Annotated in this window: 23 protein-coding genes; 13 read left to right on the top strand and 10 right to left on the bottom strand. The window is 64.8% G+C overall.

Annotation, left to right across the window (positions count from 1 at the left end):
• Positions 1-3: 3 nt before the first annotated feature.
• The 8 genes from AC0IZJ_RS07780 to AC0IZJ_RS07745 are packed head-to-tail and all read right to left on the bottom strand — an operon-like array spanning position 4 to position 8,478.
• Positions 4-1,014, bottom strand: coding sequence for an NAD-dependent 4,6-dehydratase LegB (locus AC0IZJ_RS07780; RefSeq protein ID WP_471848326.1), 1,011 nt, complete (start codon positions 1,012-1,014; stop codon positions 4-6).
• A complete protein-coding gene (locus AC0IZJ_RS07775; RefSeq protein ID WP_471848324.1) occupies positions 1,011-2,135 on the bottom strand; it encodes a DegT/DnrJ/EryC1/StrS family aminotransferase in 1,125 nt (374 codons plus the stop codon). The genes AC0IZJ_RS07780 and AC0IZJ_RS07775 overlap by 4 nt, the downstream gene beginning before the upstream one ends.
• A 6-nt stretch (positions 2,136-2,141) precedes the next feature.
• Positions 2,142-2,621, bottom strand: coding sequence for an acyltransferase (locus AC0IZJ_RS07770; protein ID WP_471848322.1), 480 nt, complete (start codon positions 2,619-2,621; stop codon positions 2,142-2,144).
• Between the two features lies 1 nt (position 2,622).
• Entirely contained in the window at positions 2,623-3,681 is a 1,059-nt protein-coding gene (locus AC0IZJ_RS07765) for a Gfo/Idh/MocA family protein (RefSeq protein ID WP_471848320.1), read from the bottom strand.
• Positions 3,678-5,000: a UDP-glucose dehydrogenase family protein gene (locus AC0IZJ_RS07760; RefSeq protein ID WP_471848318.1), complete on the bottom strand. Its 1,323-nt coding sequence runs from the start codon at positions 4,998-5,000 to the stop codon at positions 3,678-3,680. Before AC0IZJ_RS07760 ends, AC0IZJ_RS07765 begins: the two co-directional genes overlap by 4 nt.
• Positions 5,000-5,395 carry a MarR family EPS-associated transcriptional regulator gene (locus tag AC0IZJ_RS07755; protein WP_471848316.1) on the bottom strand — a complete coding sequence of 132 codons (396 nt, stop codon included), beginning with the start codon at positions 5,393-5,395 and terminating at the stop codon, positions 5,000-5,002. Before AC0IZJ_RS07755 ends, AC0IZJ_RS07760 begins: the two co-directional genes overlap by 1 nt.
• 57 nt (positions 5,396-5,452) lie before the next feature.
• Complete coding sequence (locus AC0IZJ_RS07750) at positions 5,453-6,562, bottom strand: Wzz/FepE/Etk N-terminal domain-containing protein (protein ID WP_471848314.1); 1,110 nt, start codon at positions 6,560-6,562, stop codon at positions 5,453-5,455.
• Between the two features lie 17 nt (positions 6,563-6,579).
• Positions 6,580-8,478, bottom strand: a complete 1,899-nt coding sequence (locus AC0IZJ_RS07745; RefSeq protein WP_471848312.1) for an SLBB domain-containing protein — start codon at positions 8,476-8,478, stop codon at positions 6,580-6,582.
• An 85-nt stretch (positions 8,479-8,563) separates the two neighbouring features.
• On the opposite strand from AC0IZJ_RS07745, the gene AC0IZJ_RS07740 reads away from it, so the two are divergent.
• Positions 8,564-9,655 (top strand): MraY family glycosyltransferase, encoded by a 1,092-nt coding sequence (locus AC0IZJ_RS07740; protein WP_471848310.1) that lies wholly within the window; start codon positions 8,564-8,566, stop codon positions 9,653-9,655.
• Positions 9,656-9,693: 38 nt separating this feature from the next.
• Complete coding sequence (locus tag AC0IZJ_RS07735) at positions 9,694-11,184, top strand: DEAD/DEAH box helicase (protein WP_471848308.1); 1,491 nt, start codon at positions 9,694-9,696, stop codon at positions 11,182-11,184.
• 9 nt (positions 11,185-11,193) lie between these two features.
• Here the strand turns inward: AC0IZJ_RS07735 and AC0IZJ_RS07730 are convergent, their stop codons facing one another.
• Complete coding sequence (locus AC0IZJ_RS07730) at positions 11,194-11,955, bottom strand: SAM-dependent methyltransferase (protein ID WP_471848306.1); 762 nt, start codon at positions 11,953-11,955, stop codon at positions 11,194-11,196.
• Complete coding sequence (locus AC0IZJ_RS07725) at positions 11,952-12,527, bottom strand: Maf family nucleotide pyrophosphatase (RefSeq protein ID WP_471848304.1); 576 nt, start codon at positions 12,525-12,527, stop codon at positions 11,952-11,954. Before AC0IZJ_RS07725 ends, AC0IZJ_RS07730 begins: the two co-directional genes overlap by 4 nt.
• 32 nt (positions 12,528-12,559) lie before the next feature.
• On the opposite strand from AC0IZJ_RS07725, the gene AC0IZJ_RS07720 reads away from it, so the two are divergent.
• The 11 genes from AC0IZJ_RS07720 to AC0IZJ_RS07670 all read left to right on the top strand — a co-directional run bounded on the left by AC0IZJ_RS07720 (position 12,560) and on the right by AC0IZJ_RS07670 (position 20,641).
• Positions 12,560-13,126, top strand: a complete 567-nt coding sequence (locus tag AC0IZJ_RS07720) for a YceD family protein (RefSeq protein WP_471848302.1) — start codon at positions 12,560-12,562, stop codon at positions 13,124-13,126.
• A gap of 170 nt (positions 13,127-13,296) precedes the next feature.
• Positions 13,297-13,482 carry a 50S ribosomal protein L32 gene (gene rpmF / locus AC0IZJ_RS07715; RefSeq protein ID WP_471848300.1) on the top strand — a complete coding sequence of 62 codons (186 nt, stop codon included), beginning with the start codon at positions 13,297-13,299 and terminating at the stop codon, positions 13,480-13,482.
• A gap of 131 nt (positions 13,483-13,613) precedes the next feature.
• On the top strand, positions 13,614-14,720 hold the full coding sequence (plsX, locus tag AC0IZJ_RS07710; protein WP_471848298.1) for a phosphate acyltransferase PlsX: 1,107 nt from the start codon (positions 13,614-13,616) through the stop codon (positions 14,718-14,720).
• A complete protein-coding gene (locus AC0IZJ_RS07705) occupies positions 14,717-15,715 on the top strand; it encodes a beta-ketoacyl-ACP synthase III (protein ID WP_471848296.1) in 999 nt (332 codons plus the stop codon). The genes plsX and AC0IZJ_RS07705 overlap by 4 nt, the downstream gene beginning before the upstream one ends.
• 11 nt (positions 15,716-15,726) lie before the next feature.
• On the top strand, positions 15,727-16,674 hold the full coding sequence (gene fabD / locus AC0IZJ_RS07700) for an ACP S-malonyltransferase (protein WP_471848294.1): 948 nt from the start codon (positions 15,727-15,729) through the stop codon (positions 16,672-16,674).
• A gap of 1 nt (position 16,675) precedes the next feature.
• The gene (fabG, locus tag AC0IZJ_RS07695; RefSeq protein ID WP_471848292.1) at positions 16,676-17,419 is read left to right on the top strand and encodes a 3-oxoacyl-ACP reductase FabG; all 744 of its coding nucleotides are present in this window, start codon (positions 16,676-16,678) and stop codon (positions 17,417-17,419) included.
• Between the two features lie 148 nt (positions 17,420-17,567).
• Positions 17,568-17,807 carry an acyl carrier protein gene (acpP, locus tag AC0IZJ_RS07690; protein ID WP_056204266.1) on the top strand — a complete coding sequence of 80 codons (240 nt, stop codon included), beginning with the start codon at positions 17,568-17,570 and terminating at the stop codon, positions 17,805-17,807.
• 34 nt (positions 17,808-17,841) lie between these two features.
• Entirely contained in the window at positions 17,842-19,086 is a 1,245-nt protein-coding gene (fabF, locus tag AC0IZJ_RS07685; RefSeq protein ID WP_471848289.1) for a beta-ketoacyl-ACP synthase II, read from the top strand.
• 12 nt (positions 19,087-19,098) lie between these two features.
• On the top strand, positions 19,099-19,512 hold the full coding sequence (locus AC0IZJ_RS07680; protein WP_471848287.1) for a hypothetical protein: 414 nt from the start codon (positions 19,099-19,101) through the stop codon (positions 19,510-19,512).
• Positions 19,509-20,093: a sigma-70 family RNA polymerase sigma factor gene (locus AC0IZJ_RS07675; protein WP_471848285.1), complete on the top strand. Its 585-nt coding sequence runs from the start codon at positions 19,509-19,511 to the stop codon at positions 20,091-20,093. Before AC0IZJ_RS07680 ends, AC0IZJ_RS07675 begins: the two co-directional genes overlap by 4 nt.
• Entirely contained in the window at positions 20,090-20,641 is a 552-nt protein-coding gene (locus AC0IZJ_RS07670) for a sigma-E factor negative regulatory protein (protein ID WP_471848283.1), read from the top strand. Before AC0IZJ_RS07675 ends, AC0IZJ_RS07670 begins: the two co-directional genes overlap by 4 nt.
• Positions 20,642-20,662: the final 21 nt, after the last annotated feature.

Here is a 20,662-nt window from a genome sequence, read left to right as displayed (position 1 = left end):
CGGTCAGATGTTGTAGACGCCAGCTTTGTAGCGACGCAGGTTTTCTGGCTGGGTGAACCAGTCGATGGTCTCGCCCAGGCCACGCTTCAGGCCCTCGACGCCGGGGTACTCGGGCGTCCAGCCGGCCAGTGCGTTGGCGCGCGCGTTGTCGGCCCACAGCCGTTCCACCTCGCTGCCGGCGGGACGGAGGCGTTGCTCGTCGCTGACGAATTCCACCTCGCGGCCCATCAGTTCAGCAATCAGCGAGGCGGTCTCGCCGATCGAGACTTCGTAGTTGCTGCCGACGTTCACGACCTGGCCAATGGCCTCGTCGCATTCAGCCAGCGCCACGAAGCCGCGCACGGTATCCCGCACGTAGTTGAAGTCGCGCGTCGGATGCAGCGCGCCGAGCTTGAGCTGGCTTGCACCGGCTGCAATCTGCGTGATGATCGTGGGGATCACCGCGCGGGCGGACTGCCGCGGGCCGTAGGTGTTGAACGGCCGGATCGTTGTCACCGGCGTGTCAAACGAATGGAAGAAGCTCTGCGCGATCTGATCGGCGCCGATTTTGCTGGCCGAGTAGGGCGACTGGCCCTGCAGCGGATGCTCCTCGGTGATCGGGACGAAGCGTGCCGTCCCGTAAACCTCGCTCGTTGACGTATGCACCACGCGCTCGATGCCCAGGTCGCGTGCGGCCTGGACGATGTTCAGGGTGCCCTTGACGTTGGTGTCGACGTATGTGTCTGGCGAGTGGTAGGAGTAGGGGATCGCGATCAGGGCGGCCAGGTGCAGCACCACATCGCAGTCCTTCATCGCGGCGCGGACGCCGTTAGGATCGCGGACGTCGCCGGCGAACACGTCCAGCGACTTGCGGATCTCCTCGCTGGACTCGTCCAGCCAGCCCCAGGAGTTGAAGCTGTTGTAGTAGACGAAGGCGCGGACGTCGACGCCCTGGCGCACCAGGTATTCCGTCAGGTGGGAGCCGATGAAGCCATCGGCGCCGGTGACGAGGACCTTCTTGCCAGCAAGCTTCATGCGGTAACTCCGTCGAAGCTGCGGATCGCGTCGACGACGGCGTCCACGTGGGACTCCGTCATCTCGGGGAAGATGGGCAGCGACAATATGCGACTCTGGTCGCGATGCGCGTTCGGGAAATCCGACGGCTGGTGGCCCATCGGCGCATAGCACGGCAGGAAGGGCAGGGCCACCGGGTAGTTGATGACGGTCTGGATGCCCTTGGCCTTCAGGTGCGCGGCGAGCGCGTCGCGCTTCTCATGCCGGATCACGTACAGGTGCCACACCGGCTCGCGGCCTTCTGCGACGGCCGGAATGCTGACACCGGGGATGCCGGCCAAGCGTTCGGTGTAGACCTTCGCCCAGTGCTGGCGAGCCTGCGTCCATTGCGGCAGGTGCGGCAGCTTGACCGACAGTATCGCGGCCTGCAGGCCGTCGAGGCGGCTGTTGATGCCCTCGATCTGATGGTCTCCCTTGGTGAGGCCCCCGTGGCGCGCGAACATCGCCATGCGCTTGGCCAATTCGGGATCGTTGGTCGTCACCGCACCAGCGTCGCCCATCGCGCCCAGGTTCTTGCCAGGATAGAAGGAGAACGAGGCGGCATTGCCGAACGTGCCCACCAGTTGGCCCTTGTAGCGCGCCAGGTGCGACTGGGCGCAGTCCTCCAGCACCCACAGTCCGTGCTGGCGAGCGACGTCCATGATCGAGTCCATGTCGGCAGGCTGGCCGTAGATGTGGACCGGGATGATGCCCATCGTGCGCGGCGTGACCAGAGCGGAGAGCTTGGTCGCATCGATGGTGTGCGTGACGGGATCGGTGTCGCAGAACACCACCTTGCCGCCGGCTTGGGTAATCGTTTCGGTGGTTGATATCCAGCTGTGCGCCGGCGCTATCACTTCGTCGCCCGGCTTGACGCCCAGCGCGTGCATCGCGATATACAGCGAATCGGTGCCGTTGGCGCACGAAACGCAATGCTTTGCGTTCATCATGTCGGCGAACGCCGCTTCGAACTTTTCGACGTACGGGCCGCGGATGAAGGCGGATGTCCTTATCACGTCGGCGATGGCCGCGTCGATCTCGGTCTTGATGGTCAGGTACTGCGCGTGCAAATCGGCAAAGGGGACTTGGACGTTGTCGGCCATGGCAGTTCAATCCTTGTTGGGCATGGCACGCAGCAGGCGTGCCGGGTTCCCGACATAGAAGCCGGGTTCGGTGATGTCTCGGGTGACCACGGCGCCGGCGCCGACGACAACGTCGTCGCAGATCCGAACCGGCATGATCGTCGCGTTGGAGCCAAGGGAGACGCGATGGCCAATCTCGGTTGACTTCCACAACTCGCGCCGGCCGCGGGCCGGGCCGCCGACTGAAAACACGTCGTTGATGAACATGACGCCGTGGCCGATGAAGCAGTCGTCGCCGATCGACACCAGCTCGCAGACGAAGCTGTGCGACTGCACGCGCGTGCGCGCGCCAATCGTGACGCCTTTCTGGATTTCAGTGAACGGACCAACGAAGCAGCCGTCACCCAGCGTGCATTCGTAGACGTTGGCCGGCTCGATGATCTTGACGCCCTCGCCACAGCGGACGTCCCGGACCGATGCCTTAAGCAACGTCGGAGCGTGGCTCATGTCAGGCGCCGCCCAGCTTGCTGTGCTCGGTCTTGAGCGGCAGCTTCACTTCCAGGCCGCTCGCCATCGACTCGTACAGCGCGGCGACCAGTTCCAGGCTGGCTCGGCCTTCGTGGCCGTCGACCAGCGCCTGCTCGCGCCCTTCCAGCACCGCGACGACGTGTTCGTAATAAGCTTGATGCCCGAAGCCGTAGACATTAGGCGGGTTCACGGAGAAGCGATCCATGACCTCGGCATCCTCGGCGCGGGACTCGACGAAGTTCCAGTGACGAATCTTGTTGACGGCAAAGCCGCCGATCTCGACCGTGCCGCCCGACCCCAGCACCGACAGCGACCCTTCCAGGTCTTTTGGGCGCGTCGCGTTGGTGGCTTCGATGACGCCGACGGCGCCGCTTCGGAACTTGACGGTGGCCACCGCGGTGTCCTCGGCCTCGATGTCTACCAGCGCACGCAGGCCGCGGGCGTGGATGCTCTCCACCGGGCCCATGAACCAGCCCAGCATGTCGACATGGTGGCTGGCCTGGTTGGCGATCACGCCGCCGTCCTGTGCCCACGTGCCGCGCCACGAGTCCTGGGCGTAGTAGCTTTGGTCACGGCACCAGCGCACGCGCACCGTTCCCAGCACCAGTTGGCCGAAGCGCCCGGCATCGAGCGCCTCGCGCGCCTTGACGACCGGCACGTTGAAGCGATTCTGCTTGACCACCAGCAGACGGACGTTGTTGCGGTCGGCGGCCGCGATCATCGCGTCGGCGTCTTCAAGACGAAGCGCCATCGGCTTCTCGACGACGATGTGCTTGCCCGCGTTGGCTACCATGATGGCGTGCTCGGCATGCATGCCGCTCGGCGTCAGCACGGCCACGACATCGATGCCGGGCGCGGCCAACAGCTCGCTGATGCTGGTGAACGCCGGCACACCGAAGCGCTCGCCAAAGGCCTTCGCACGGGCCGGGTCGATGTCGCAGACTGCGGCGAGCCGTGCACCGGCAATCTGGCCGGTTCCGAGCAGTTCAGCGTGGCGCTTGGCGATGCGGCCGCAGCCAATGATGGCGAAATTGATCATGGTCTTCCGATGCAGATATACGTGAGATCAGCTGCGCGAGCGAGCTTGGCGTCAAGGATGTTGCGGCCGTCAAAAATGGTCCGCTGTTTGAGCACGCGGGCCAGGTGCTGCATGTCGAGGCTTCGGAACGCCTTCCACTCGGTGATGATCAGCAGCGCATCCGCGCCTTGCAGCGCCGCCTCGGCCGAGTCGACGTAGCGCAGAGCATCGCTGGCGGGCAGGAGGCGGGACGCGTTCTCGGTCGCAACGGGGTCGTAGGCCTGAAGCGTGGCGCCGCGCTGGAGCAATTCCGGCATGATCGTCAGGCTCGGCGCGGCGCGCATGTCGTCGGTATTTGGCTTGAAGGCCAGGCCCCACACCGCGAAGTGCAGGCCCGAGAGATCGTTTCCGAAGCGGCTGCAGACCTTTTCGACCAGCACATGCTTCTGCCGTTCGTTGGCCTGCTCAACCGCGTCAAGCACGAGCAGCGGTTGGCCGCTCTGCCGACCCATGTGCAGCAAGGCCTGCACGTCCTTGGGAAAGCAGGAGCCGCCGTAGCCGCAGCCGGGGTACAGGAAGTGGGTGCCGATGCGCGGATCGGAGCCGATGCCGATGCGCACCGAATCCATGTCGGCCCCGATCTTGTCCGCCAGCAGGGCCAGTTCGTTCATGAAGCTGATGCGGGTCGCCAACATCGCATTTGCTGCGTACTTGGTCAACTCGGCAGAGCGGGCATCCATCACCAGGACCTTGGGATGGTTGCGCTCGAAAGGTGCATACAGCGCCTTGAGCATTTCCAGGCCCCAGTCTCCGCTGCCACCGATGACGATGCGGTCGGGGCGCATGAAGTCGTCAATGGCTGCGCCTTCCTTGAGGAACTCGGGATTCGACATCACGCAAAACTTCAACGCGGCGCCTCGGTGACTCAGCGCGCTCTCAATCACGGCTTGCACGCGGTCCACCGTTCCTACAGGTACTGTGCTCTTGTTGACGACGACTTGGTTGCCACGCATGTGCCGGCCTATGCTGGCGGCTGCTGAAAGCACGTGCTTTATGTCGGCGGAGCCGTCCTCGCCTGGGGGGGTGCCCACCGCGATGAAGAGCACGTCGCCATGTTCGATAGCTGTGTGGGAGTCAGCCGTGAAGCGCAGCCGACCTGCCTTCACGTTGCTCTCGATGAGTTCTTTCAGGCCAGGCTCAAAGATGGGGACGGCGCCCTGATTCAATATGCGAATCTTGTCCTCATCGATGTCCAGACAGATGACGTCGTTGCCGACGTCCGCCAGGCAGGTTCCAGTGACCAGGCCGACATAGCCTGATCCGATGACCGTGACCTTCATTACATTTTCTCCCTGTCGGTGGCTTCGGCGACCTTGTCCAATTCGTTCCTGAGCTCGCTGATCGCTTGGCGGAGTTCCTCGAACTCGTGTTCCTTGCGATGGATAAAGCGTCGAGTCAGTCGAAGTTTTTCTGTGAATCCCGAAGGAGTCAGAACGTAGGCGTATGCAAGCTTGTTGTTGCTTTGCCGAAAGTTGCTAACTTTCACGAAGCCCCTTTCCAGCAGCGCGCGGAGTACGAAGTTGGCCCGCCCCAAACTCATGCCGAGGGCGGAGGCGACTTCGCGTTGTGATTGCTGGGGATCGCTTGCTAGGAGACGCAACGCAGCCAGACTGTGCCCTTCCAGCGGTGTAGCTGACTCGTGTTGCGGCTGGTCGGAAGTACTGCGTTCAATCATTGAACGCAGTAATGTAGCCCAAATCCCGCGCCCCAAGTTCCCCGCTGGCCTGGCCGCTCAGGCCTTGCGGCGACGTGCGGCCACCAGTCCCACACTGACTGCTGCAAGCGCGACGAGCCACACCGTGACGGCAATTACCGCGCGCTTGGGCTTACTTTTTCGCTCTGGCGGCTGGGCGACGTCAATGACCTGGATCGAAGCACCCTCGCGCGCTTCGTCCAGTCGCGCAAGTTCGTACTGGCGAGCAAACAACTCCATCAGCGTCTCTTGGTATTTGTAGTCGCGATAGCTGCTGATGTAGTCGGCACCCGCGGCGCCGTTGTCGGAGGATTCCAGCTTCGAGAGTTGCGCGCGCAAGCTGTTCACCAATGCAATCTGTTGCCTGACCTCAGGTGCCGACTCGGCCATCACCGTGCGAAGCGACTGGATTCTCACTTCAGCGGCCACAACTTCGGCCTTCAGTCGCGCATAAGCTTCTGCGGCGGCCTTAGGTTCGGCCTTCAGTGCGCCAGGGTTGAACCCGCTGCCTTGCAAATTGCGCTGCGCTTCATCGAGTTGTTGCCGTGTGCGCTTCAGTTCGGACTCAAAGAAAACCCGTCTCTGTTGCGCCTCTGTCAGCACGAGTTGACTCGAAAGCCTGCGCAGTTCTGCCACATGCTGATTTGCAAGATCCGCCGCCAACTGGGCAGATCCTGCATCTGCCTCCACTGTGATTAAGCCATCCTTCTTGCCAAGTGAGATTCGAACGTCTTCATCGAGGCGCTTTCGTGCCAGGAAGCGATATTTAACGTCATACAAGTCCATGAGCTTGAACCTGTCGATGATTGGATCTCGCACGTTGACACTCTGCATAAAGGACAAGTATTGTTCCGCAGGGCTCTTGATGCCAGCCACGCTGCCTGCCAACCCGGATAAGGCGCCCAGCGAGGCCAATGCGGACGCCGCTGCACTCTGCGGTTGTTGGGGCGGCAGGAAGATTGTTCTTGCGGTGAACGTGGGAGGGATCAGAAAACTGATCGCCAATGCCAAGCCGCTCAGCGCCGTGGGTGCTAACAGCAGCAGGCGCCAGCGAGCGTGCAATGTTTGGGCGATGGCTTGCAGATCGAGATCGTCATTGAGGGAGGACTGTTCCGGCAGCGTTGCGTCGGTTGAGTTGCGCGAAGTCAAATGGCTCTCCAGAGAGGTCACTGTCGAATGGTCTTCAAGGCCGCTGCACCCAAGCCGAACTGATACAGGATCTGGGTCCATTCCTTTGCCTCCTGGATGAACGTGGTCTTGTTCATTTCCTCCGGCACAAACACTGTGTCTCCCGGCAATGCCTGCAAGCCAGCCATGTTCGAACCGAAAGATAGCCAGCCGCTGCGACCCTGTAGGGTGCTTGCGACCGTGCCATTGGCGCGAATCACGAAGACGCTGCTGACATCCGCACCCCGCGTTGGCCCCCCGGCCAATTTCAGAACGTCCTCTATAGATGCCCCCGGCTTGAGAAGATAGCTGCCGCCATTGAAAACACTGCCGAACACGCCGACGGTGCTGGAGTGAGCGGGAATGTAAAGACGATCACCGTCCTCAATCTCCAATGCGGGCAACTCTCGTGACGATGCAGTCAAGTCGAGCACTAGTCGGCCGCTCGGCCGAACGGCTCGCAAACGTTCAATGAGGCGGGTTGTGCCTGCCTGCTTTTGATTCTGCGCAGCAGCGTCTTCTGCATTGGCCACCCGCTGTGTCGAGGTGTTGCGCGTGAAGTCAGTCTCTAGGTCACGCAGGGCTCGGTCATATTGCACCTCCTGAACCCTGCGAACACTCGCACGTGACAAGTCGGTTCCGAACAGATACGCATGCGGGGTGAGTCCGCCCGCCGCTTTCAACGCGTCCGTCAACGTGCTGGCCGGCGGCAGTACATAGTCACCGGGAAGTGCGACCTCTCCTTCGACGCGGATGCGCTTGTACTGTTTTGCCTGCGGCAGCGCCGCAACAACGCCATTGAATACGCGCAGTACGTCGCCATTGCTCACGCGCTGGGTACCGTCTTGCGGCATACGCAGTTCCACCACTCGACGGTCATTGCGCTCGCTCAGACGCTCTATGGCAACTCGGCTCCTGTCGGCCACTGTGGACAGTCCGCCCGCATAGCGCAGTGCATCATTGACCGTTTCACTGCCAGAGAGTTCCACGATTGCCGGCTGATTCACGCTCCCAATCAGTGCAACCTGCGGGCCGATAGGGCCGACATAGAGAACGTCATCTGCCTGAAGCGACAAGTCGCCCTTCTTGTCGCCTCGCACCAGAAGGTCATAGAGATCGAAACGGCCAGCAACCTGACCATTGCGGCGCAATTCGATATTGCGGAAGCTGCCTGCAGCCGACGGTCCCCCTGACTGTGTTAGTCCAGTCATGACGGTTGCAAGGCTGCTAACGCTGTAGGCGCCCGGCTTGGCGACGAATCCGGTTACGTAATATCGAATGCTGCGCAGGCGACCTAGCGTTGCACTAAGCTGAAAATTCTTAAATACCTGACCTACCCTCCGACTGAGCAGATCGTTGAGGTCAGCTTGCTTCAGGCCTGCGACAACAACGGGGCCAACGCGCGGAATGATGATGCTGCCTGAACGATCGACAGTAAGCCGCAGATCTGCGTCGACCGACCCCCATAGAGTCAGCTGGATTTCATCGCCGAGGCCGACCATATAGTCGGCGGGTACCTGACGGTTGGCTTCGACAGCGGCACCGTTGCGTGCTGGCGCCATCAGGTCGCTACCCAAGCGCTGGATTGGCGTGCCTGCAAGCTCGCTAGCATAAGCCTCGAATTCGCTGGGCACCCTTGGCATCGGTACGCGTTGTCGCGGATCAATCAAGGCGTCATCTCCAGCGACGGATCGACCTGCGCCGAATTCATCGTTCGATCCCGCAGCGCGCGATGGACTGGCACCGAGACGTATCGGTCCCTGAACGGCGGTGTTTTGACTTTCGGTATCCGCTGTTTGAGGCGCCGCATGGGCTGGAGTTATGCAGGCAAGCAAGGCGCCGGCCAACAGGCCGGTAAGAGAATGCCGGCGCAAGGAATTCCTTGATGGGTGGGTCATAGACGGCGTGCCAGGCGACGAGAAGCGCCTAGGGAAAAGGTCGCGGATTCTAGAGCGGGCGCAGCGGCTCATTACACTTCGCCCGATGCTCTATCTCCTGGTGTCCTTCTTTGTGGCCGCGATGGTGACGCTGCTGGTCATCCACTCCTCGCGCAGCCATGCGCATTTGTCGGCCGATACAGACCTATCTGGCCCGCAAAAGTTTCATGCCACCCCGGTTCCGCGGATTGGTGGAATGGGAATGTTCACTGGCTTAGCCTGTTGCATTGGTGTAGCGGCCTTTGCCAAGCATCCGGATTGGAAATTTGGCGCGCTGTTGATGATCTGCGGCCTGCCGGCCTTTCTTGCCGGACTGACCGAGGATCTTACTAAGCGCGTTTCTCCGGCAAAGCGGCTGTTAGCGACCGTCATTTCCGCTGCACTCGGCATCTGGTTGCTTGACGCGACGATCACCAAAACTGATGTGCCTGGCCTTGATTGGTTGGTTTCTACTGCGGTGGGTGCGTGGATTGCAACTGCGTTTACCGTGGCAGGCGTCGCCAACTCCGTCAATATTATCGACGGCTTCAACGGTCTGTCGTCCATGTGCGTCAGCCTGATGTTGTTGGTTTTCGCCTATGTAGCCTACCAGGTGGGCGACATTCCGCTCGCCTTGTGGGCCCTGGCTGGCGTGGGCGCGGCGCTTGGCTTCTTCGTCTGGAATTTCCCAGCCGGCCTGATTTTCCTTGGTGACGGCGGCGCCTATTTCCTAGGCTTCTACCTCGCTGAGATCGGCATCCTGCTGATCGCCCGCAATGCCGAGGTGTCGCCGCTTTTCCCGCTGATGGTCTGCGTATATCCTGTATTCGAGACCCTGTTTTCGATGTACCGGCGCAAGGTCATCCGGGCCGTGCCGACTGGCCTACCTGACGGCATTCACCTTCACTCCCTGATCTACCGCCGCCTGATGCGCTGGGCCATCGGCGCTCGGGACGCCCGAGCGATGACGCGTCGCAACTCCATGACCGCTCCCTACCTGTGGATGCTCTGTGTGACATCGCTGGTACCCGCGCTAGCGTTTTGGGACTCCACCCCACTGATCGCCGCCTGCATGGTGCTTTTCGGCGTCACCTACGTCGCGCTGTACCGCCGCATCGTCCGCTTCAAAACCCCCAAATGGCTGGTCGTGAACCGCTGAAACACGCGAAAGACCCTTGCCGGCGATAATCGGCGGCTATGAGTGAAAACGCCCCTCTGCCCGAATCGCAGGATTCTCCGGAAATCGAGAACGCGCCGCCGGCTCGTTTTGACACCCTTCCCCTGGATCCCAAGCTGATCCGTGCCGTCACGGATTCCGGGTACCTGACGATGACGCCCATCCAGGCCAAGGCGATTCCGATCGTGCTGGCCGGCAAGGACGTCATGGGTGCTGCGCAGACCGGCACCGGCAAGACTGCCGCCTTCTCGATCCCGCTGCTGCAGCGCATGCTCAAGCACGAGAACCCGAGCGTGTCGCCGGCTCGGCACCCGGTGCGGGCCCTGGTGCTGGCGCCGACGCGCGAGCTGGCGGACCAGGTCGCAGAGAACGTCAAGAAATACGCCAAGCACACCAACTTGCGCTCGGTCGTCGTCTTCGGCGGCATCGACATGAAGCCGCAGACGGCCGCTCTCAAGGCCGGTGTCGAGGTGCTGATCGCTACGCCCGGCCGCCTGCTCGATCACATCGAAGCCAAGAACTGCGTGCTGAACCAGGTCGAGTACGTTGTGCTCGACGAGGCCGATCGCATGCTGGACATCGGCTTCCTGCCCGACCTGCAGCGCATCCTCAGCTACCTGCCCAAGACGCGCCAGACGCTGCTGTTCTCGGCAACGTTCTCGCCTGAGATCAAGCGGTTGGCGCAGAGCTATCTGCAAGACCCCATCCTTGTGGAGACGGCCCGGCCCAACCAGACCGCGACCAACGTCGAACAGCGCTTCATCGCCTGCACGGACGATGACAAGCGTGCGGTGGTGAAGCAGATCCTCAAGGATCGCTCGATCACGCAGGCCATCATCTTCGTGAACTCCAAGCTGGGCGCGGCCCGCCTCGCTCGCACGTTTGAGCGCGACGGCCTGCGCACAGCGGCCCTGCATGGCGACAAGTCGCAGGACGAGCGCTTGAAGTCGCTCGACGCCTTCAAGCGCGCCGATGTCGATCTGCTGGTGGCAACCGACGTGGCCGCCCGGGGTCTGGACATTGCCGACCTGCCGGCCGTCTTCAACTTTGACGTGCCGTTCAACGCCGAGGACTACGTCCACCGCATCGGCCGCACGGGTCGGGCGGGCGCGTCGGGCTTGGCTGTGACTCTGGTGACGAAGTCGGATGCCCGCCTGGTGGCGGACATCGAGAAGCTGATCAAGCGCAAGATTGAGCTCGACCCCTTCGAGCTGGAAGGCGAGAAGCCGCGCTTCGAGCGTCGCCCGCGAGAGGATGTGCCGGATTGTGTGGAGCGTACGGAGCGTACGGATCGCCCCGCTCGCACGACCAGCCCGGCCCTGCGCACGCCGGCGCCGTCCGGTGACCCCTTCTTCAACAAGCCCTACGAATCGAGCTCGCGCGACGAGCCACCGGCCTGGGAGAAGGCCAAGGGCGCCACGCCGGTCAAGGGGCTGTCGAGCTACATCAAGCCCAAGAAGCAGGTCGCGGCGCTGTTCGGCGCGAAGAAGCCGGCTGAGGCCGAGTCTTAAACCACGGGCTCAGGCCAGCAGCGAGAAGACCGCAGGGATGCGGTCGGACAACTTCGTGCGATTGATGCGCCAGTCGGCCACCGTGGCGGTCTGTGTCCAGCCGCCGGGCAAGGTCAGGCCGACGCTGATTGACAGCCGCGTGGCGGGCTTCAGCGTGGCCAGCAAGGCCTGGTTCAGCGCTTCGTTGCGGTAGGGCGTCTCGATGAGCAACTGGGTCTGCTGGGACTTGGCGGACAGCGCCTCCAACTCGCGAATGCGTGCCGTGCGCGCGCTGGCGTCCACCGGCAAATAGCCGACGAACGCGAAGCTCTGGCCGTTCAGGCCGCTGGCCGCGAGCGCCAGCAGCAAGGAGCTGGGCCCGGAGAGTGGCACCACGTCGATGCCCGCCTCGTGAGCCAGCGCCACCAGTCGCGCGCCGGGGTCCGCCACTGCGGGCAGGCCGGCCTCGGAGATCAGGCCCAGGTCATGTCCGGCATGCACCGGGTCCAGCAGCGCAAGCCACGCGGTCGCGTCATCGCCGCCGCCCCTGCCGCCCTTGGGTGGGCGGGGCAGTTCGGCAATCTGCATGGCCTGTAGCGGCTGCACCAGCGGTGCAACGGCGTCGACACGCTTGAGCAGCGAGCGCGTCGTTTTCGCGTTCTCGGCGGCCCAGTGCGTCAGCCGCGCTGCCGTTTCGATGACGCGCTGCGGCAGCACCTCGCGCAGGTCCAGCGAATCGTCCACGCCGAAGTCCAGCGTGTTGGGCATCAGGATCAGTTTTCCAAGGGTCATGCGAGGGGCTCCAGGCCGGCGCGGCGCAGCAGGGCGCAGGTGCGAATCAAGGGCAGACCGATCAGCGCGGTCGGGTCGTCGGATTCGACCGCGTCCAGCAGCGCGATGCCCAGGCTTTCGACCTTGGCGCTGCCGGCGCAGTCATAGGGTTGGTCTGCGCGCAGATAGGCCTCGATGGCGGCGTCGCTCAACTCGCGCACGCGCACGCGCACCGCGGTCCGCTCGATGGCCGCCAGGCCGGGCGCGACGATGGCCACGGCGGTCTGGAAGACCACGTCGCGGCCGCTCATGCGGCGCAGCTGAGCCGCGGCGGCTTCGTGCGTGCCGGGCTTGCCGATAGCTTCTCCATCCAAATCGGCCACCTGGTCCGAGCCGATGACGATGGCGCCGGGGAAGCGCGCCGCCACGACCCGGGCCTTGGCCAGCGCCAGCCGCTCTGCCAGTGCCGCGGGGGCTTCTCCGGGCAGGGCGGTCTCGTCGACCTCCGGCGCCACCGCTTCGAAGGGGAGGCGCAGCCGGGCCAGCAATTCCTGGCGGTAGCGGGATGTCGAGGCGAGGATCAACTGGGGCATCGGATCATTCTCGCCCGCCTAAACTTGGCGGTATGAAACCGCGCGCCTTTGTTCCCGAGAAGCTCGATCTCGCTGCCTTCATCCACGACGGTGCCAGCCTGGAGGGCGACTGGCCCGCCGCGTCCTTGGAGAGGCTGGCTGAGTCCGCCGCGCCCGACGCGCCTGCGCAAGGCTGGCCGGCGCTGCATTGGGGCCTGCTGGGCGAGACCCGCCAGGCCAAGGGCGGCAAGGCCCAGAATTGGCTGCACGTGACGGCAAAGGTCGAGGTCGCGCTGACCTGCCAGCGCTGCCTCAAACCCGTCGAGGAGCATGTCGACATCGACCGATGGATCCGTTTCGTCGACACCGAGGCTGAAGCTGCGGCGCTGGACGCAGACAGCGACGACGACGTGCTGGCTATGCCGCGCCACCTGGACGCCCGCGAGCTCATCGAGGACGAAGTTCTGCTGGCCCTGCCGCTGGTGCCCCGCCATGAGGTCTGCCCCGAGCCGCTGACCCATGTGGACGACATCGACGAGCCGGCCGCTGAAGACGGGGAGGGCGAGCGCCCCAATCCCTTCGCCGCACTCGCGGCGCTTAAGCGCGGCGGCAGCGCCTGAGGCCATGAGCCGGCTCGGCTTGGCGGACGTATTGGCCAGCCTGGCTTGGCGATCAAGGCATTCGCTGCTACACTCGTGGGCTTTTCTGCGGCCTGGGGCTCGAGCTGTGTTCCCGCTTGAGACTTTTCCAGGGGTCGCAAACCCAAACCCCGCAGATTTCGGAGAATTTTATGGCTGTTCAGCAAAACAAGAAGTCGCCTTCCAAGCGCGGCATGCACCGTTCGCACAATGCTCTGGACACCCCGGGCACGGCCATCGAGCCGACGACGGGCGAAGTGCACCTGCGTCACCACATCAGCCCGACCGGTTTCTACCGTGGCCGCAAGGTGCTGAAGAGCAAGGCCGACGCGGCCTGAAGCCGCTCAGGCCTCTGAAAGGCCTGCGGCCCCGCGCCGCGCTCGCCCCGGTGCACACCGACGAATCTGCCGACCCGGCCTGCGCCACGCGCAGCGCCGGGTTTGGCCTTTTCTGAACCGCATTTGCCTTGATGACCCACGCGACCTTGCCTGATCCCGTTCGCCTTGCCGTCGATTGCATGGGCGGCGACCATGGCCCCTCGGTCACGCTACCGGCCTGCCGCGCCTTTCTGGACAAGCACCCTGGCGCAGAGCTCATCCTCGTCGGCAAGCCCGAGGAGTTGACTGCTGCTGCGGCCTGGCCACGCTGCCAGATCGTTGCGGCCAGCGAGGTCATCACGATGGACGACCCTGTCGAGGTGGCGCTGCGCCGCAAGCGTGACTCGTCCATGCGCATCGCCATCCAGCAGCTGAAAGAGAACCGCGACGGCAATCCGCCCCAGGCTCACGCCTGCGTGTCTGCTGGCAACACCGGCGCTCTGATGGCGGTGGCCCGTTATCTGCTGAAGACGCTGGACGGCATCGACCGCCCGGCCATCGCCACCGTCGTGCCCAACCAGCGTGGCCGCTTCACGACCGTGCTGGACCTCGGCGCCAACGTCGACTGCACGGCCGAGCACCTGCTGCAGTTCGCCGTCATGGGCAGCGCGCTCGTGTCGGCCGTCGAAGGTATCGAGGAGCCCAGCGTCGGCCTGCTCAACATCGGCGAGGAAGCCATCAAGGGCAGCGAGACCATCAAACAGGCTGGCGAGTTGCTGCGCGCGGCCGGTGCGGCCGGCCAGCTCAACTTCTTCGGCAACGTCGAAGGCAACGACATCTACAAAGGCACGACCGACCTCGTCGTCTGCGACGGCTTTGTCGGCAACGTCATGCTAAAGACCTCCGAAGGTCTGGCGACCATGATCGGCGCCTTCATCAAGGAAGAGTTCAGTCGCACTCCGCTGACCAAGCTCGTCGCGCTGCTGGCGCTTCCCGTGCTGAAGGCGTTCAAGCACCGCGTCGACCACCGCCGCTTCAACGGCGCGGCGCTGTTGGGCCTGCGCGGTCTGGTCTTCAAGAGCCATGGCTCGGCCGATGCCTTCGCCTTCGAGCAGGCTCTGGCACGCGCTTATGATGCCGCCCGCAACCGGCTGCTGGACCGGGTACACGACCGCATCGTCGCCACGCTGCAGGCCTCAACAGGCGCAGGGTCGACCGATGCTGGAGACAAGGCGGCACCTGCCGCCCAGGCCGCATGAGCGCTTCTGGACACACCACTCCCCGCTACTCGCGCATCCTCGGCACCGGCAGTTATCTGCCCGCTGACCGGGTGACCAACCAGGCGCTGGCCGAGCGCCTTGCGGCCGATGGTGTCGAGACCTCGGACGACTGGATCGTCGAGCGCACCGGCATCCGCGCCCGCCACTTCGCCAAAGCCGACCAGGGCGCCAGCGACCTGGCTTTCCCCGCCGCACTGGGGGCGCTCGAAGCCGCCGGTATCAAGGCCGAGGAGCTGGATCTCATCATCGTCGCGACCTCCACGCCCGACATGGTCTTCCCGTCCAGCGCCTGCCTGCTGCAGAAGAAGCTCGGCGTTTTCGGCTGCGCCGCCTTCGACGTGCAGGCCGTCTGCTCGGGCTTCATCTACGCGCTCAGCGTGGCCGATTCGATGATCAAGAGTGGCGCCGCCACCAAGGCCCTCGTTGTCGGCTCAGAGGTGTTCTCTCGCATCCTCGACTTCAAGGACCGCACGACCTGCGTGCTGTTCGGCGACGGCGCCGGCGCCGTCGTGCTCGGCGCCAGTGACGAGCCGGGCATCCTCGCGACCGAGCTGCATGCCGACGCACGTCATTCCGACATCCTCTGCACGCCGGGTACCGTGTCCGGCGGGCAGGTTCTGGGTTCGCCCTTGCTGAGGATGGACGGTCAGGCCGTCTTCAAACTCGCCGTCGGCGTGCTGGAGAAGGTGGCCCGTTCGGTGCTGGAGAAGGCCGCCATGACCGATGCCGACATCGACTGGCTCATCCCGCACCAAGCCAACATCCGCATCATGCAGGGCACCGCCAAGAAGCTGCGCATGCCGTTGGACAAGCTCGTCGTGACCGTCGATGAGCATGGCAACACGTCGGCCGCCTCCGTGCCGCTGGCGCTGGATGTGGCGGTGCGCAGTGGCCGAATACAGCGTGGCGACACCGTGATGCTGGAAGGCGTCGGTGGCGGCTTCACCTGGGGCGCTGCCCTTCTCAAATACTGAATCTCATTTCGATGACCGCACCGTTTGCTGTTGTTTTCCCCGGCCAGGGCTCGCAGGCCGTCGGCATGCTCGACGCCTGGGGTGACCATCCTGAAGTCCGGCTGACGCTCGAAGAGGCCTCCGCCGCCCTCGGCGAGGACATTGGCGCGCTGATCCATGCCGGTCCCAAGGACCAGCTGGACCTGACGACCAACACCCAGCCCGTCATGCTGACTGCCGGCATCGCCTGCTGGCGCGCCTTCGTCGCCGAGACTGGCGCCGCGCCAGTGGCTGCGGCTGGCCATTCGCTGGGCGAGTACACGGCCCTCGTCGCCGCTGGCGCCCTGAGCCTGGCCGACGCGTTGCCGCTGGTGCGCTTTCGCGCCCAGGCCATGCAGGAAGCCGTGCCCGTGGGTGTCGGCGCAATGTACGCCATCCTCGGCCTTGACGGCGAGGCCGTTCGCGCGGGCTGCGCCCAGGCCGCCGCCGAGACCGGGGAGGCCATCGAGGCTGTCAACTTCAACGACCCCAAGCAGACCGTCATCGCCGGCAGCAAGGCCGGCGCCGAGAAGGCCGCCGAGATTCTGAAGGCCGCTGGTGCCAAGCGCGCGCTGCCGCTGCCGGTGTCCGCACCTTTCCACTCCAGCCTGATGAAGCCGGCCGCCGAGCGGCTCAAGGAGAAGCTCGCGACGGTGCAGTTCCTGCCCGCCGCCTTCCCCGTCATCAACAACATCGACGTGGCTGTGACCGACAACGTCGATGCGCTGCGCGATGCGCTGTACCGCCAGGCCTTCGGCCCGGTGCGCTGGGTCGAGGTCGTGCAGGCGCTGAAGGCGCGCGGCGTGAACCACCTCATCGAAGCGGGCCCCGGCAAGGTGCTGAGCGGCATGGCCAAGCGCATCGACGCCGAGTTGCAGGCCGCCTGCGTCTTCGACCCGGCTTCACTTGCAGAAGCCCGCAATCTGCTGGGAGCTGGCTGACATGACCGAATCTACGAGCAAGGGCGTTGCCCTCGTCACCGGCGCCAGCCGAGGCATCGGCCGCGCCATTGCGCTGGCCCTCGCGAGTGAAGGTTGGCGTGTCATCGGCACGGCGACGACCGAATCCGGTGCCGCCGGTATCACCGAGGCGCTCGCCGCCCACGGTGGCCGAGGCATCGCGCTGAACGTCACCGACGCTGCCGCCAGCCAGGCCGCCGTCGACGATATCGTCGCCAAGGAAGGCGGACTGCATGTCCTCGTCAACAACGCCGGCATCACGCGCGACACGCTGTCCATGCGCATGAAGGACGACGACTGGGACGCCGTGCTGGACACCAACCTGAAGGCGGTCTTCCGCCTTTCTCGCGCGGTGACCAAGCCGATGATGAAGCAGCGCTCTGGCCGCATCATCAACATCACGTCCGTCGTCGGCGCCTCCGGCAATGCTGGCCAGGCCAACTACGCCGCTGCCAAGGCCGGCGTGGCAGGTCTGACCCGCTCGCTGGCCCGCGAGCTCGGCAGCCGCGGCATCACGGTCAACTGCGTGGCGCCGGGCTTCATTGCCACCGACATGACCGATGTGCTGCCCGAGGCCCAGAAGGCCGCGTTGCTGTCGCAAATCCCGCTGGGCCGTCTGGGTGCACCCGAGGAGATCGCTGCGGCGGTCGTCTTCCTGGCGTCACCCGGCGGTGCTTACATCACCGGATCGGAGCTGCACGTCAACGGCGGCATGTACATGGCCTGAGCCCGCCGGGCCGCCCCAAGGGCGAAACCGGAGTGCAAAGCACGAAGGTCATCCGAAAGTTTGGCCCGGGAGCCCTCATTTAGGGGCGCCCATCTAGAGCCCTTAGAATGCTGGGCTGTTTTCTGCAAACCCCTCCTGGAGGAGTGTCATGAGCGATATCGAAGCACGAGTCAAGAAAATCATCGCCGAGCAACTCGGTGTGGCGGAAGCCGACGTCACCAACGAGAAGGCTTTCGTGGCCGACCTGGGCGCCGATTCTCTGGACACCGTGGAACTGGTGATGGCCCTCGAAGACGAGTTCGGCATCGAGATCCCGGACGAAGAGGCCGAAAAGATCACCACCGTGCAGCTGGCGATCGACTACGCCGTCAAGCACCAGAAGGCCTGAGCGCCTTCTTTCTCGCAACTCTGATCCGTACCGCATGACCCGTCGCCGTGTTGTTGTCACCGGCCTTGGCCTGATCAGTCCTGTTGGCAACACCGTTGCCGAAGGTTGGGCCAATATCCTCGCCGGGCGTTCCGGTATTGCCACCGTCACCCGCTTCGATGCCAGCAACCTGGCGTGCCACTTCGCGGGTGAGGTCAAGGGCTTCAATGTCGAGGACTACATCCCCGCCAAGGAAGCCCGGCACATGGATGGCTTCATCCACTACGGGCTGGCGGCGGCTTTCCAGGCGGTTCGCGACTCCGGTATTCCCACCGGAGACCAACTGACCGAAGAGCAGGCCGAGCGCATCGGCGTGCTCGTGGGTTCGGGTATCGGCGGCCTGCCGCTGATCGAAGAAACCAAGACCGAGCTGATGAACCGCGGCCCTCGCCGCATCTCGCCGTTCTTCATCCCGGCCTCGATCATCAACATGATCTCGGGCCACGTCTCCATCAACTTCGGATTCCAGGGACCCAACCTGGCGATCGTGACGGCCTGTACCACGGGCTTGCACGCGATCGGCGAAGCCGGCCGGCTCATCGAATACGGTGATGCCGACGTGATGGTGGCGGGTGGTGCCGAAGGCGCGGTGTCGCCATTGGGGATCGGCGGCTTTGCCGCGGCCCGCGCACTGTCCACCCGCAATGACGACCCCGCGACCGCGTCCCGCCCCTGGGACAAGGACCGCGACGGTTTCGTGCTCGGCGAGGGCGCCGGCGTGCTGGTGCTCGAAGAGTACGAACACGCCAAGAAGCGCGGCGCCAAGATCTATTGCGAGCTGGTCGGCTTTGGCATGGGTGCGGATGCGTATCACATGACGGCGCCCAACGTCGACGGCCCCAAGCGCTCCATGCGCGCGGCGCTGCGCAATGCCGGGCTGAACCCCGACGAGATCCAGTACATGAACGCCCACGGCACCTCCACGCCGCTCGGCGACGTGAACGAGACCAACGCGATCAAGCTGGCCTTCGGCGACCATGCCAAGAAGATGGTCCTGAGCTCGACCAAGTCCATGACCGGCCACCTGTTGGGCGGCGCTGGCGGCATCGAGTCGGTGTTCACGGCTCTGGCCATCCGCGACCAGGTCGCGCCGCCGACGATCAACATCTTCAACCAGGACCCCGAGTGCGACCTGGATTACTGCGCCAACGAGGCGCGGCCCATGAAGATCGACATCGCCGCGAAGAACAACTTCGGCTTCGGCGGCACGAACGGCACGCTGATCTTCAAGCGGGTCTAGGCGCCGCTGGCAATGCGCCGCACGCCGCCCGTCGTCGTGCAGTTGCAGCGCCAGCCCGCTGTCCAGGCCGTCGTGGCCCTGATAGCAGCGCTCGCCGTGGGCGGCCTGGCCGCCTGGGCCATCGGCCATCACTTGTCGGCTTGGCCAGTGCTCCTGGCCGTGCCCGTTACCGTCGTCTACGCCTGGCGCGCAGCCGCCGTGCTGCCGCGCCGTTTGCGCTGGGATGGCCAAGCCTGGTGGCTGGCCGACGCTGATCGCGATGAAGAAACCGCTGTCCAACTCGTCGTGCTGATCGATCTTGATGCCTGGCTGCTGCTGCGTGCCAGCCCCGGCCCGCGCTGGCTGCCGCTGGCGCGACGCCAGCAGCCGGCCCATTGGGGCGCCCTGCGCGCGACCCTGTTCGCCGCGCCGCAGGTGCAGCCATGAACGCCCAGGGCCAGGACACCGACGCGCTGCTGGTGCGCGAGGCCCAGGCCGGTAGCCGTGCCGCCTTCGACATGCTGGTGCTGAAATACCAGCGCCGCGTCGAGCGCCTGCTGTCGCGCAGCGTCCGCGACCCCGCCGACGTGGCCGACCTCTGCCAGGAGACCTTTCTGGCTGCCTACCGCGCCCTGCCGACCTTTCGCGGCGACAGCGCCTTCTACACCTGGGTCTACCGCATCGCCATCAACGCCGCCCAGCGTCACCGCAGCCGCCAGCGGTCCGTCGAGTCCCTGGACGACGACGAGGGAACTTTCGGCACCGCCGCGCATCCAACCGACGATGCGACGCCCGAAGCCCTGCTTGCCAGCCGCCAGCTGGCGCGTGGGCTCAACGAGGCGGTCGAAGACCTGGCCGAGGATCAACGCCGGGCGTTGCTGCTGCGAGAGGTGGATGGTTTGAGCTACGACGAGATCGCCGATTTGATGGACTGCCCGCCCGGCACCGTGCGCTCGCGCATCTTCCGCGCCCGAGAGGCGCTGGCCGTGCGGCTGCGGCCGCTGCTGAGCGGGGGAGGGTGGCGATGACCCGTTCCGACAATGACGTGCTGCACGAGGCGCTGTCCGCGGTGATGGACGGCCGTGCAACTGCGGCCGAATGGGCGCGCGTGAACATCGCCTGGTCTGCCGACCCCGCGCTGCGCGAACGTTGGGCGCTCTGGCATGCGGCTGGCGACGGGCTGCGCTCGGCCGAGTTGCCCGCGCTGCATCGCAAGCCCGAGGCCCTGCTCGACGCCCTGCATGCACAGATGCCGGCGGGCGTCGCCTCGCGTCCCCGGCGCCGCGACTGGTTCGCGCCATTCGCCGTCGCTGCCGGTTTCGTTGTGGTCGCCATCGGCCTTGGCGAACTGCGCACGCCCTCGCAGCCGGAAAACTTCGCCGCTGCTGCACCATTCACAACACCGCGCGCGCAGGGGCTTGCGGGCATGAGCTTTGCCCAGACGGCGGCAGGCCGTACGCTGCCGTCCCTGGGCGGCTCGCGCGACACTGGCATGTCGGTCGAGGCACTACCGCCTGAGATCATCGATTGGGGGCTCGCCCTGCCTGAGCAGGCGGCCTCCCGACCCGCGCATTGAAGCAACGCAACTCTCCTCTGC

The sequence above is a fragment of the Roseateles sp. AC306 genome (assembly GCF_979253795.1).
The sequence above is the reverse complement of the archived record's forward strand: the minus strand, read 5'-3'. Positions and strand labels throughout refer to the sequence as shown.

What these genes read in the sequence shown, in the direction of transcription:
- fabG (WP_471848292.1), top strand. Translation starts at nt 16,676, where the DNA reads ATGACCGAATCTACGAGCAAGGGCGTTGCCCTCGTCACCGGCGCCAGC.
- AC0IZJ_RS07755 (WP_471848316.1), bottom strand. Translation starts at nt 5,395, where the DNA reads ATGATTGAACGCAGTACTTCCGACCAGCCGCAACACGAGTCAGCTACA.
- AC0IZJ_RS07770 (WP_471848322.1), bottom strand. Translation starts at nt 2,621, where the DNA reads ATGAGCCACGCTCCGACGTTGCTTAAGGCATCGGTCCGGGACGTCCGC.
- AC0IZJ_RS07725 (WP_471848304.1), bottom strand. Translation starts at nt 12,527, where the DNA reads ATGCCCCAGTTGATCCTCGCCTCGACATCCCGCTACCGCCAGGAATTG.
- AC0IZJ_RS07760 (WP_471848318.1), bottom strand. Translation starts at nt 5,000, where the DNA reads ATGAAGGTCACGGTCATCGGATCAGGCTATGTCGGCCTGGTCACTGGA.
- AC0IZJ_RS07675 (WP_471848285.1), top strand. Translation starts at nt 19,509, where the DNA reads ATGAACGCCCAGGGCCAGGACACCGACGCGCTGCTGGTGCGCGAGGCC.
- AC0IZJ_RS07735 (WP_471848308.1), top strand. Translation starts at nt 9,694, where the DNA reads ATGAGTGAAAACGCCCCTCTGCCCGAATCGCAGGATTCTCCGGAAATC.
- AC0IZJ_RS07765 (WP_471848320.1), bottom strand. Translation starts at nt 3,681, where the DNA reads ATGATCAATTTCGCCATCATTGGCTGCGGCCGCATCGCCAAGCGCCAC.
- AC0IZJ_RS07730 (WP_471848306.1), bottom strand. Translation starts at nt 11,955, where the DNA reads ATGACCCTTGGAAAACTGATCCTGATGCCCAACACGCTGGACTTCGGC.
- AC0IZJ_RS07780 (WP_471848326.1), bottom strand. Translation starts at nt 1,014, where the DNA reads ATGAAGCTTGCTGGCAAGAAGGTCCTCGTCACCGGCGCCGATGGCTTC.
- AC0IZJ_RS07670 (WP_471848283.1), top strand. Translation starts at nt 20,090, where the DNA reads ATGACCCGTTCCGACAATGACGTGCTGCACGAGGCGCTGTCCGCGGTG.
- AC0IZJ_RS07720 (WP_471848302.1), top strand. Translation starts at nt 12,560, where the DNA reads ATGAAACCGCGCGCCTTTGTTCCCGAGAAGCTCGATCTCGCTGCCTTC.
- fabF (WP_471848289.1), top strand. Translation starts at nt 17,842, where the DNA reads ATGACCCGTCGCCGTGTTGTTGTCACCGGCCTTGGCCTGATCAGTCCT.
- fabD (WP_471848294.1), top strand. Translation starts at nt 15,727, where the DNA reads ATGACCGCACCGTTTGCTGTTGTTTTCCCCGGCCAGGGCTCGCAGGCC.
- plsX (WP_471848298.1), top strand. Translation starts at nt 13,614, where the DNA reads ATGACCCACGCGACCTTGCCTGATCCCGTTCGCCTTGCCGTCGATTGC.
- AC0IZJ_RS07745 (WP_471848312.1), bottom strand. Translation starts at nt 8,478, where the DNA reads ATGACCCACCCATCAAGGAATTCCTTGCGCCGGCATTCTCTTACCGGC.
- AC0IZJ_RS07705 (WP_471848296.1), top strand. Translation starts at nt 14,717, where the DNA reads ATGAGCGCTTCTGGACACACCACTCCCCGCTACTCGCGCATCCTCGGC.
- acpP (WP_056204266.1), top strand. Translation starts at nt 17,568, where the DNA reads ATGAGCGATATCGAAGCACGAGTCAAGAAAATCATCGCCGAGCAACTC.
- rpmF (WP_471848300.1), top strand. Translation starts at nt 13,297, where the DNA reads ATGGCTGTTCAGCAAAACAAGAAGTCGCCTTCCAAGCGCGGCATGCAC.
- AC0IZJ_RS07680 (WP_471848287.1), top strand. Translation starts at nt 19,099, where the DNA reads ATGCGCCGCACGCCGCCCGTCGTCGTGCAGTTGCAGCGCCAGCCCGCT.
- AC0IZJ_RS07740 (WP_471848310.1), top strand. Translation starts at nt 8,564, where the DNA reads ATGCTCTATCTCCTGGTGTCCTTCTTTGTGGCCGCGATGGTGACGCTG.
- AC0IZJ_RS07775 (WP_471848324.1), bottom strand. Translation starts at nt 2,135, where the DNA reads ATGGCCGACAACGTCCAAGTCCCCTTTGCCGATTTGCACGCGCAGTAC.